We start from the raw sequence: 12,023 nt of genomic DNA on the forward strand, positions 1-12,023 counted from the left end.
CTGTGATTTGGTGCTAAATGCATATTTTATTTATAGGTTATGGTAAAACATCTCAGCGTGTTGCTAAACAGTTATTTCAGCAAGGCCACCAAATTACCACAATTAGCAGAAGTCCGAAATCAGATGATTGGGCTGAGCATTTGACTCAAGATATTCATCATTTGGATTTGTCCCAAGTCGCACCGATTGATGCCATATATGTCTTACTCTCGCCTGAGGTCAGTACGGTGGAGTCGTATCAGCGAACTTTTGTAGACTCGATTGCCCCCATGCTACAAGCCTTAGAAAGTCATCCTTTAAAAAAAGTGATCGTGGTTTCTTCCACACGTGTTTATGGTGAAAATGCAGGTGAACGAATTGATGATGATACGTGTCCCCAGCCGAACGATGCGCAAGGGCAGGTGCTATTGAACATGGAAACTTTGTGGCAACAGGCTTATCCATCTGCATGTGTGATTGTACGTCCAACAGGCATTTATGGAACCTCAGTTAGTCGTATGGTTAAACTTGCAGAAACCACAAAAACTTATCCCAAACTGCATTGGTCAAACCGAATTCATGTTGAGGATTTGGCTGTTTTTCTAGTGCACTTGCTTCACGTGGAACATACCGAAAAATCGTATATTTGTAGCAATAGCCAACCATTGCCTTTACATGAAATCATGAAATGGTTTCAACAACAGTTAGGACTGCCAGCTTTGATCTTGGAAAGCGATGTGCCATCAGGCAAGAAAATTTATGCTTCACGTATGCAGCAGATGAATTTTGAATTACAGCATCCACATTGTTTTGATGACTATTTGGTGTTGTTAGCAGGGTGTTAGCCAAAATAATTTGCTACTTTCACTAATGGAAAATGTGAAACGTAGCTGAAAAAATGACTACGGAGCGTGAAGAATCATAAAAAAGCCGTTCTATTGCGCTGAACTCTAGAACGGATTTAACTAAGATGTTGATGCTTATAGTAAAATTTTAAGAATTTCGTATAAGGTGTATTATGTTAATTTTAAAAGTATTGATAATCCCCTAAATTATGTACTACTCAAAATTCAAAAATTGATGATAGGAAAAAGATGAGAAATTACAAATTTTATCTAATGTTTATTTTATCGACATTGATACTTATTATTTTTATAACATCATCGCCACTATTAAAAAATAATTTTTTTTAATGACTCATAGTAATTGGGTTAAAGTTAATAATTTTAAGATTATAGAAACATATACTTATTGTTCAAGTGAACCTTGGAGGAGGGGCATCGATAGAGCTGCTTATCGATACATCAAGTATGAGTACTCTTTTGATAAAAGGAAATATATTGGAGAAAACGAAAAACTTTTTGGAGTGTATAGAATCAATCTTTTAGATAACTGTGAAAAACTTAAAGAAAAAAATGAAGTGCTATGGAATGAATACAATAAGAATAATTATCCATTATATGTAAATATAAGCAATAGTAAAATACTAATTTCAAATGATTTATTTAAAATTGATACATCTTCATTTTTATCTATACTATTTGAAATACAAGGAGTAATTATTACTCTAGTTATAGTTTTTTCATGTGCGTTATTCTATGATTTAATTAGAAGATAGTTCATTCAACTCTTTTAAAGCTTCACCTGCTGCCGCATTGCCATTTTCATATGATTTAGTAAACTAAAATTTTGCTTTTTCTAAATCATTATAAGTATTTGCATATATATATGCTGCATTAATCTGAGCTTCAGGTAGGTTTTGTTCTGCTGCTTTAAGATAAAGTTCTAGAGCCTTTTCTTCATTTTTCTGAACAACTACACCATCACGATAAGCATTAGCTAAATTATATTGAGCTTCGGGAAAATTTTGTTCCGCAGCTTTATTAAGCCAAAACAATACTTTCTCAGGATTCTTATCTGTACCTATTCCCTTAGTTAACATGGCAGCTAAATCATTTTGAATGACAGCATTTACATTGCTTTGATGATTATTTAGCGTTGTTAGTAAAAGCCCAGTAAAAACTGGTTTTAGTGAGATGAGCTCTTGGGTATATTTTAATTAAAGTTTTGGTGTTTATATAAAAACTTAATAATATAGCGTAAGAGGTGTTATGTTAACTGTATGAGAAATAACATTATTAGCATACTTCTATATTTTCTTCTTTTCAATAAAATTAATTAAGTTATTATTTTTTATGCAAAAATAATTTTTAAATTCATATTGTCGAAAAGTTTTCCCTCTTTGTAGTTCAACTTGAATATACGTTTCTAAAAAATCTGATTTCAAACTACTTTTTGGAAAGCAAAAAATATATTTACTACTTGTATTGGATAGATTTTTTAAACTTTCTTTATAAATAGTTTCTGATAATTCATCATTAGGATTTCCATCCATATCTCTAAAAAATGTATCGAGCATTGAAAACTCTTTAGACTCAAAAATCTCCTTAGGTTTCAATGAACAAATACTTTCATTATTTACAATTTCGTATTGAAAGTAACGAACTCGTTTTTCTTTACAACCTATAATTGAGAATGATGCCAATAAAATACTTAAAAAACTATATATTTCATTATTGTATACTTTGGTAAATTAAAAAAAGCTGTGGAGCTACTGGAATTAGAGTTATATTTGAAACTAATCTATATCTTACTGGATCATTAATTATTGGTTGTACTAGCTTGTTGTTCAGTATTTAATTTTAAAGTTTATATTTCTTGCTAATTCATGGATATATGGATCATAAATAGAATTAGGTAAAGTCCAAATTTATAAAAAGTATTCCTTAACTATTTATCTATTTAACCTATATTGGCTTAAATTTTTTATTTAGTATTTTCTTGTTGAACAGCATAGGCACCTACATTGTGTAGATACCTATGCTTTAAAAAAAGAAATTACTTCTTCTTACGTTTCAAACGCTTCTTCGCTTGTTCAGCAGCCACTTTGTCTAGCGTGTCTTTCAGTTCTTCATCGCTGAAAGTGGTGATGTGTTGCAACATTTGTAGCGTGACATCATCCAACACCAAGTTGGCATATTGCGCAACGTTTTGGAAGTTCTCATCAAACACAATCGCGTTGTCTGAGTTGGTGCTGATATAACCCTGTTGCGTCAGCACTTTAATAAAGCTTTGGAACAGGGCTTTATCAAAGAATTCAGGCGAATTGAACTCATATAGGACAGATAGACGCTGACCCACCAAATGACTGAGTTCTTCAACTTGACGCGCTGAAATATTCCCAGAACCTCGCTGTGTAATCAGCGCAAGCGTCATGTAGTAACGCTCAAGACTCTGCATGACTGGCGCAGCCAATACCACCAACTGGTTATGATCTTCGCTGTTTGGAGCAGGAGAAATCAAGTGGCCTTCGGCATCTTCAGAAATCAGTTTGGCTTGAATCAAACCATCTACATAGGCACAGATTTGATCTTTGAGTTCAGCATCTTCCCATTTTAAAAACAGTTCTGCTTTTAAGAATGGATATAGCGTGCGAATTACATTGATTAAATCACCACGGCCAATGGTTCCATTGTGTTCAACCAAAGCGGCAACGAGTGATGGCAAGACAAAGGCATGCAAAATATTATTACGGAAGTAGGTCAGCAGTACCGCTTGATTGTCCGCAATTGCAATAATGTCACCGAGTACGTGATTGACGCGCTTGATCAGTTTCAGCTTTAAACCATAAGCAATGATTTCTTTACCTGATAATGGCGTGACCAAGAGGCGCTCATCATAAGGAAGTGTCGTCAATAACTTACGATAGGTATCGAGCTGTTTGATACAAATTTCTTCATCCAGCGTATGCTTCTCAGTGGCCAACAGAACCAAAGACAGTAATGAAACAGGATTCACGACAGCTGCGCGGTTAATATTTTCTAAAATTGCATGTGCTGAACTGTTGACTGCATCAGAGACTTCTTGCGGAATCGGATCATCATTTTTAGCAATTTGCACATTCTCAGCGCCATGCTTTTTCAGCATGTCATCGAGGAAAACGGGCTCACCAAAGTTGAGATGGACTTTACCGAAAATACGTTCAATTTTGCGTAAAGTTTGCAGAATTCCAAAGACAGACTCGGCTTCTTTGGGTTTACCGTTCATCTCACCAACGTAGGTTGCACCTTCCATCAAGCGTTCATAGCCGATATAGGTCGGAACAAAGACAATCGGTTTGGCACGACCACGTAAGTGGCTGTGCACTGTCATGGCTAACATACCTGTCTTTGGTGGTAGCAGACGACCTGTACGTGAACGACCACCTTCGATGAAGTATTCTAAAGGCGTGTTACGCGACAAAATGCTGTATAGGTATTCTTTAAAGACTGAAGTGTAGAGCGCATTACCGCGGAAAGTACGGCGAATAAAGAATGCACCGCCACCACGTAGGATTTGCCCAACAAATGGCATATTTAGGTTATCGCCCGCAGCAATATAAGGCACCATCAAACCACGGTTATACACCACATAAGACAGCAGTAAATAGTCGATATGACTGCGGTGACATGGGGTATACACAATTTCGTAGTCTTTAGCCAACTCACGAACTGTATTGAAGTTATGTACTTCAACCCCGTCATAGAGCTGGGTCCATAAACGTGCCAACGCCATTTCCGCAAAACGGATGGTCGAATGTGAGTAGTCCGATACGATTTCATTGACATAACCAATGGCGCGACGTTCTGCATCCAACATGCTAATTTTGCCGCGGATACTTTCGCGACGAATTGCATCTTGTACATCACTGGCTTTAATCAGTGAGTGCATCACGTTGCGGCGGTCTGAAAGGTCAGGGCCGAGTACTGCTTCACGGTGCGCATCGAGCTGATTATTTAAGGTGTTTAGAATATAAGTCGCAGGCGATAAATTCGGATAGGTGGTTTTTGCAAAGTTCACCAAGGCACGTAAAGACTGACTTTCATGAAACTCTAAAAATGACTGACGACCATGTAAACCAATATTCATCAGCTGCTTCACCGTACTTGGAGTTGCCCAAGTGTCGGTAAATAGCAATTTAAACCAAGAGTCTTCTTTATCTGGTGAACGTCCCCACAGTACCGTCACAGGCACCAACTCTACGTCTAAATCGGGTTGTTGCTCTAATGCTTCAACTAGACGTAACAGGCGCGGTGGAAAGGTGTGTGGTGAAGGGTTAAGTAAATTATTTTCATCGCTATGCTGTAAAAACACGATCGATGCTTTTTCTTGATGTGTCCCCACGACCAAAGGATCGAGTGCAGGAGCAAGCTTTAAACGACGTGTTTCACCATCCACCAACAGCGCATTACTGCGTGAGTGATTTTGAAGCACATAACAGACAATTTTTTTGGGATGGCCTGAAGCTGCTGGGTCAGCATCTGTTGCTGTCGGTTCTGTTGGAACCTCACCCAATACATGTGGGGTTACTATTAGGTCAAGAAGCTTACTTGAAAGCTTTCTATACATTTGACCAAAGCCACTTTTGGACATATACACTCCTGCTTAAATGACCAATCCCGCAGTTTGTCTGAAGGGGTATTTATTTTGCGTAATTGTAAACATAAACCGTATGTCATTTCCTGACAAATTTGTTTTATATGGTGAATTTTATCGTTAAAAATCGTATTTTTAGTCGGAAATAACGAAAAAAACTTATGACAACTCAGTCAAGTAATCTATAGGGTTTTAGTCTGAATTTATGGCAAAATAGAATTTATACTCTATATATGATACCTGTCACTTTACATAAATATTGGGTATCTCACCATTAAGTAGGTTGTTTATGAATGCTTTAACCCAAGAGTTGGTTGAATTACTGAGCCTCGAAAAAATTGAGGAAAATATCTTTCGTGGACAAAGCCGTAATTTGGTTGGGAAGCGCGTTTTTGGTGGGCAAGTCTTAGGTCAGGCCCTGCGTGCGGCATCATATACGACGGATCGTCCAGCTCATTCTTTACATGCATACTTTTTATTTGGTGGCGATGTGAACGCGCCGATTATCTATGAAGTTGATCGGATTCGTGATGGCCGTAGTTTTGTCAGTCGCCAAGTGCGTGCTATTCAGCATGGTAAAACCATCTTTATGTGCATGGTGTCTTTTGCTGACAATGAAGAAGGGTTGAATTATCAAATCGGTGAGCCTGAGTATCCAACACCCGAGTCGTTAAAGTCTGAGGCTGAACTGAAAAAAATGATGGTGGAATTTGTGCCTGAAAATGTGCGTGCAAGTTTCATGCGCGATCGTCATGTGGAAATTCGTCCGATCAATCCACAGAACCCGTATCAGCCGCAGCCTGAAGCACCTGTGTATGCGCACTATATTCGCACGCATGACCGCATTGCAGCAGAGGTGGATGAGATTTCATTGCATCAAGCAATTGCGGCATTCTATTCAGATTTCACTTTAATGACCACAGCACTGCGCCCACATGGTTTAAGTTATCTTTCGCCAAGTTTGCAATGTGCGAGTATCGATCATGCTATGTATTTCCATAAACCCTTTCGCGTGGATGACTGGATGCTGTATGACATGGACGCCACAGTCAGTGCCAGTTCACGTGGTTTAAATTTTGGACGAATGTGGCAAAATGGTGAGTTGGTGTGTAGTACCACTCAAGAAGGTTTAATTCGGCTCCGCGAAATCGAAGCCCAATAAAGCCTGAGTAGAGAAAAAGCTGAGTGATATGACTCAGCTTTTTTATGGCTGATTTTATGACTGAAAGGTGGTCAGGGCAGAGCTATGAGTTGACCTTCAATTGTAACGCCTTCACCTTTTGGGCAGAGGCATATGGGGAAATGTGCAGTACTTGTGACAAAAAAATGCTCGATTCTAGTCTGTTCACATGGCATAGTTTCCCAAAGAAATCTTTGAAAAGCATGAAGCTATGAGCTTAAACACGCAAATTCTAATTGCAGCAATCTTCGGGGTCATCTTCGGATTTATTTTAAATCTTTTCCCTGAGACCGCTTTTTTAGACATGAGTTTGTATGGAATCGGGGTGGTCAGCAGTATTTTTATCGGTCTATTAAAAATGCTCTTGATTCCCCTTATTTTTAGCTCAATTGTGGTGGGGGTATCCAACTTACAAGCGGGTGGACAACTCTCCCGTGTTTGGAAAATTACGGTGGCATGTTGTGTCACCACCACGACTTTGGCCTTGATATTGGGTTTAAGCTGCGCGCATTTATTTGAAGTCGGCAAAGGTGTCGATATTGCCATGTTCCAAGACGCCATGGCCGCTCATCAAACTCCAGATACGCTCACCCCATCTTCGTTCTTCACCAACTTTATTCAAAATACGCTGATTAATCCCTTCAAAGCTTTTGCCGAAGGCAATGTTTTAGCGGTGGTGGTTTTTGCGCTGTTCATTGGAGTGGCACTGGTTAAAGGCGGCGAAAAATTCCGTACCGTGCGTAAGCTGAGTCAACAGTTCTTTGACATCATGATGCTGATGATTGGTTGGGTGATGAAGCTAGCCCCGCTAGGAATTTTTGCATTACTCGCCAAGTTGATTGCCACTGAAGATATTTCAGTATTGAGTCGTTTGGCTGAGTTTGCTGCTGTGGTAACGGGCACCACCATTTTTCATGGTCTGGTGGTTTTACCGCTATTGCTATGGATTTTTGGCAAGATGAATCCGATGACCTTTTTTAAAGGCACGCGTGTGGCGTTAATTACTGCTTTTGCCACCAGTTCAAGCTCGGCAACTATGCCTTTATCACTCAAGTGTGCGCAGGAAAATCTTGGTGTACGTCCGCAAACGGCGGGCTTTGTGATTCCGTTGGGGACGCAGCTCAATATGGATGGTACTGCGCTGTATGAGGCAGCGGCAGCTTTGTTTATTGCCAACTTGATGGGGCTAGATTTGACCGTGAGTCAACAGTTGGTGGTGTGTCTGACGGCGATGATTGCCTCTTTAGGTGCTCCGGGAATTCCGAGTGCAGGCATGGTTACCATGATTATGGTATTGCAGTCTGTAGGGCTTCCTGCTGAAGCGATTGCGATTTTATTGCCGATTGATCGCTTGCTGGATACCGTGCGTACTGTGGTGAATGTGCAAGGTGACATGATGATTAGTGTGGTGGTAGATCGACATACCAAGGATCTGGATGCACCTTTGCCCAATTTATCGAATCCTTCTTAAGTTTTGCTCTAAATTAAAAAAAGCAGCCGATTGAGCTGCTTTTTTATTTTGGGATTTAAGCGACTTTGAGCATGGCACGTTTAGCCGCTGGGGATTGGTCTAAGTAGGCAATCGCATCTTCTGTTTTGGCTTCGTGTACAGGATCATACCATGGTACCAAATAGCCAAATTGCTGTGAGATGAGCCATAACGGACTTGGCAACACTTGATGATTCCGTTTAGAAATAGACAGCCACTCACGCCAAATCCAAGGTTTAAACAGACTGGGTTGAATCGACTTAAAGCGGTCATCTTGCTTCATAATATGAGCTGCACCATCGACCCATAAACCCAGAACGGCAGCAATCACCACCAGACTTAAATAATAACGCGCAATATAGCCACCACCTAAATGTCGGTACAAATCAAATGCGACGGTACGGTGTTCAATTTCTTCTGCGCCGTGCCATTTGATCAAGTCTAACATCGCAGGGTCAGCGCCCATTTTTTCCCATTCGGTGTTGTCCAGTGCATATTTTCCAAGGACACAGGTCATGTGTTCCACCGTGGCAATAATACCGAGTCGAAACAGATCCCACTGGTGCTCAAGTGCTTTGGGTACAGTGAGATCAAGCGGTTTATCGGCCAGTAATTTTCCAAATAAGAAATCCATCAACTCTAGATTACGGGAGACATCAATATGTCTTTGGCTGAGATACTCTTTATTGGCTGAGTTGTGTGCCTGCGCATGCATGGCTTCTTGGCGGATAAAGGCTTGTACATCTTGCTTCAGCTTTTCATCGCTAATTTGCGGTAAGACTTTGTTATAGAGGCGGCAGAACCAGAACTCACCTGCGGGCAGAATCATATTAATTTCATTGATGAAATAGCTGGCAAAAGGTTGGTTGGGAATCCAATCAATCGGACTGTCTTGCCACTCAAATTTAACTTTGCGGGGCTTAATTGTGTAGGCAATAGAGGAACGAATTTTGTTTTTTTTCAATCGAGACCATAATTTCATATGCTGACCTATTTTTATATGTGTTGAACTTTTTCACGAGCTGAATAAAGTCAGTATAAAAAAAAGTCCCCGATTGTGATTAGCAATAGGGGACACAGATACAGCAATAGATGATGCTTTTATAGGTTGGCGTTTAAAACTTAAGCCTCAGACTGCGGTTTGGTTTCCACATCGTCTTCAGCTTCAAGATCCGTAGCGGCTTCAGTATCTTCATCGAATTCTTCTGTATCTAGCTCATCGGCTGTTGCATCTGGAATGCTGCTTAAGTCAAAGTGTTGGGCTTGGTCTAATGTAAAATTCAGTCGTCCGCCCATCACACTTGCCAGTTCTTCTAGGCCTTGTTTATTGAGGGAAGAGAACAATTGAATTGAGAAATCAAGTTTCATCTTTTTCAATTGGGCTTTAACTTCTTGCAATGCTTTAGAAGCAGGGCCACGGTTGAGTTTATCGGACTTGGTTAGCAGTACATGCACAAACAATTTACGTGAATAAGCCCATTCCAACATCATCACGTCAAAGTGTTGTAGTGGATGACGAATATCCATCAACAACACTAAGCCTTGTAAGCTTTTACGCTGAATCAGGTAATTTTCTAACTCTTTTTGCCACACGATTTTCATCGCTTCAGGCACGGCCGCATAACCATAACCAGGTAAGTCGACGAGACGTTGGTTAGGATTACCCAGACTGAAAAAGTTAATCATCTGCGTACGACCCGGTCTTTTTGAGGCACGAGCCAATTGCTTTTGGTTGGTTAAGGCATTGATCGCACTAGACTTACCTGCATTTGAACGACCCGCAAAGGCAATTTCATAGCCTGTATCTTCTACACACAGGTTGAGCTTCGGGGCACTCATTAAAAACTCTGCTTTACGCAGCCAGTTGAGAGCGCGCACAGCATATTCAGTAACTGCAGAATCTACCTTTTTTTCATAGCTAATTTTTTGCTTTGGGGCAGCAGCAATTTTACTGTTTTTGGATTTTCCTCGGCTGTGGTGCATAACTCAACTTCAATTTATGATCTACAATCAGCCATTATAATGGAAGTCGAGCAGGCAATCGACCTTTGCAGCGTAAAGTCCGTAATCTTGTTTATAAAAGACCTTAATCGGCGAGATTGATCAGGTTAATCGGCGAATGGGTTGTGAACTTATTTTGAGCCTCAGTACCCAGTACATCAGCTAATGTATATTGGTCTAAGCTGTGATAGAACTGATCCAACGCTTGATCTAAGATCCCTTTCAGTCCGCAATTCGAACGGAGTACGCAAGGTGGGGTGTTACATTCCACAATGTTCTGATCTGCTTGTAAGACCCGTACAATCTCACCCAGTCTTAAATGTAGGGTTTCTGGATTGAGTCGAATCCCACCGCCACGACCACGTGCAGTAATAATCCACTGCTGTTTCGCCATAAAGTGTACGATTTTCATCAAGTGGTTTTCAGACACTTGTAGAGCTTGCGCCAGTTCTGCGATGGTATGCGGCAGCGCTTTCGGCTGGGAAACATACATCAGAATTCGCAAAGCATAATCGGTAAATTTATTGAGCTGCATGAGGGTACTGATCGTTGATAAGCAAAAAACAAAGGGCTAGTCTAGCATAACCTGACTAACCCTCTCTATTTTATGCCGATGGCATGGGTTAGTGATGAACACCACCTGTGCCAAAAGCTTCACTGTGAATATTTTCGGCAGGAACACCACGGGCTATCAGGGCTTTTTGTTGCTCTGCCATAAATGGCATTGGGCCGCATAAGTAGTAATCTGCTTGAACAGGTAGAATCGCGCTATCAATGGTACTCAAATCAAGGCGACCCTTCGCATCATAATCTTGACCCAAAACATCGCTTTGATGTGGGAACTCATATGCAGTAAAGGTGCTTAAACGTGGGTATTTGGCTTTTAAGTCATGAATGTGTTGTTTCATAGCATGCACTTGTTTGCTGCGGCAGGCATGTACAAAAGTCACAGGCTCTGGCATATCCAAAGTCACCAACTGATTTAGCATCGCCACCATTGGCGTGAGGCCTACACCACCACTAATAAAGACATTGCGTTTATTTGGGTCAATTAGGTAGAAGTTACCTGTTGGTGCAGACACTTCAATTTCAGCACCTTCGGCTAAACCATGCAGGGTATTTGACACCCAGCCTCCTGCCAAATCGCCTTTTTCATCTTCGCGTTTGACCGAGATACGTAAATAGTCAGCTTGAGGGCTAGTTGAAAGGGTATATTGGCGAGGTTGTTTTAGACCAAGTTCCTCAACAAATACACGTACTGAAATGTACTGACCTGCTTCATATTTTGGTAAATCACCACCGTCCACAGGGGCAAGATAGAAAGAAGTGATTTCATCGCTTTCAACCACTTTTTTCGCAATTTTAAAGTTGCGCCAGCCTAACCAGCTACCTTTGGTTTGTTGATGTTGCTCATAAATCGCTTTTTCAGTGCTAATGAATAAATCAGCCAATTGACCATACGCCGCAGCCCAAGCATCTATCAATGGATCTTCCATTGAAATACTTAAAACTTCACTAATCGAATGGAGGAGGTTTTCCCCAACAATGTTGTAGTCGGGTGCTTGAATATTCAAGCTGACATGTTTGTGAGCGATCAGCTCAACCACAGGGAGCAATACTGAAGGATCTTCAATGTTTTCTGCATAGGCCAACACAGCACCCGCCAAAGCTTGGGCTTGAGCACCACTGCGCTGATGCCCCATATTAAAGGTTTCTTTTAAATTAGGATTATTGCCTAACATACGGTTATAAAAATAACCCGTGAGTGCGACACCATTTTCACGAAGGACAGGAACAGTTGCTTTTACAAGGTCAATTTGCTGCGGAGTCATGTTTGATCTCTCTTGGCTATCATTTATAAGATGTATTTAAAATATACCTTTAAAGATGTAATGTAAA

At 40.5% G+C, this 12,023-nt stretch carries 9 protein-coding genes and 1 pseudogene; 3 read left to right on the forward strand and 7 right to left on the reverse strand.

Going from position 1 to position 12,023, the window contains the following annotated elements:
- Positions 1-17: 17 nt before the first annotated feature.
- Positions 18-824: an NAD-dependent epimerase/dehydratase family protein gene (locus RR876_RS07725; protein WP_332481904.1), complete on the forward strand. Its 807-nt coding sequence runs from the start codon at positions 18-20 to the stop codon at positions 822-824.
- 758 nt (positions 825-1,582) lie between these two features.
- Here RR876_RS07725 and RR876_RS07730 read toward each other — a convergent pair.
- The 3 genes and pseudogenes from RR876_RS07730 to plsB form a co-directional block, all read right to left on the reverse strand.
- Positions 1,583-1,945 (reverse strand): annotated as a pseudogene (locus tag RR876_RS07730) (tetratricopeptide repeat protein); the annotation flags it as partial.
- A 183-nt stretch (positions 1,946-2,128) separates the two neighbouring features.
- Positions 2,129-2,398 (reverse strand): hypothetical protein, encoded by a 270-nt coding sequence (locus RR876_RS07735; protein WP_332476449.1) that lies wholly within the window; start codon positions 2,396-2,398, stop codon positions 2,129-2,131.
- 479 nt (positions 2,399-2,877) lie between these two features.
- Complete coding sequence (gene plsB, locus RR876_RS07740) at positions 2,878-5,451, reverse strand: glycerol-3-phosphate 1-O-acyltransferase PlsB (RefSeq protein WP_332476450.1); 2,574 nt, start codon at positions 5,449-5,451, stop codon at positions 2,878-2,880.
- A gap of 292 nt (positions 5,452-5,743) precedes the next feature.
- On the opposite strand from plsB, the gene RR876_RS07745 reads away from it, so the two are divergent.
- Positions 5,744-6,616, forward strand: a complete 873-nt coding sequence (locus RR876_RS07745) for an acyl-CoA thioesterase II (protein ID WP_004691343.1) — start codon at positions 5,744-5,746, stop codon at positions 6,614-6,616.
- A 229-nt stretch (positions 6,617-6,845) separates the two neighbouring features.
- Positions 6,846-8,105: a dicarboxylate/amino acid:cation symporter gene (locus RR876_RS07750; protein ID WP_332476451.1), complete on the forward strand. Its 1,260-nt coding sequence runs from the start codon at positions 6,846-6,848 to the stop codon at positions 8,103-8,105.
- Between the two features lie 55 nt (positions 8,106-8,160).
- Here the strand turns inward: RR876_RS07750 and RR876_RS07755 are convergent, their stop codons facing one another.
- The 4 genes from RR876_RS07755 to hmpA form a co-directional block, all read right to left on the reverse strand.
- The gene (locus RR876_RS07755) at positions 8,161-9,105 is read right to left on the reverse strand and encodes a metal-dependent hydrolase (protein WP_332476452.1); all 945 of its coding nucleotides are present in this window, start codon (positions 9,103-9,105) and stop codon (positions 8,161-8,163) included.
- A 140-nt stretch (positions 9,106-9,245) separates the two neighbouring features.
- Entirely contained in the window at positions 9,246-10,106 is an 861-nt protein-coding gene (gene yihA / locus RR876_RS07760) for a ribosome biogenesis GTP-binding protein YihA/YsxC (RefSeq protein ID WP_332476453.1), read from the reverse strand.
- Between the two features lie 103 nt (positions 10,107-10,209).
- Positions 10,210-10,659, reverse strand: coding sequence for an Rrf2 family transcriptional regulator (locus RR876_RS07765; RefSeq protein WP_004977913.1), 450 nt, complete (start codon positions 10,657-10,659; stop codon positions 10,210-10,212).
- A gap of 88 nt (positions 10,660-10,747) precedes the next feature.
- The gene (gene hmpA, locus RR876_RS07770) at positions 10,748-11,956 is read right to left on the reverse strand and encodes an NO-inducible flavohemoprotein (protein WP_062032527.1); all 1,209 of its coding nucleotides are present in this window, start codon (positions 11,954-11,956) and stop codon (positions 10,748-10,750) included.
- Positions 11,957-12,023: the final 67 nt, after the last annotated feature.

The sequence above is a fragment of the Acinetobacter sp. genome (assembly GCF_036666595.1).
In the GTDB taxonomy this organism is placed as follows: domain Bacteria; phylum Pseudomonadota; class Gammaproteobacteria; order Pseudomonadales; family Moraxellaceae; genus Acinetobacter.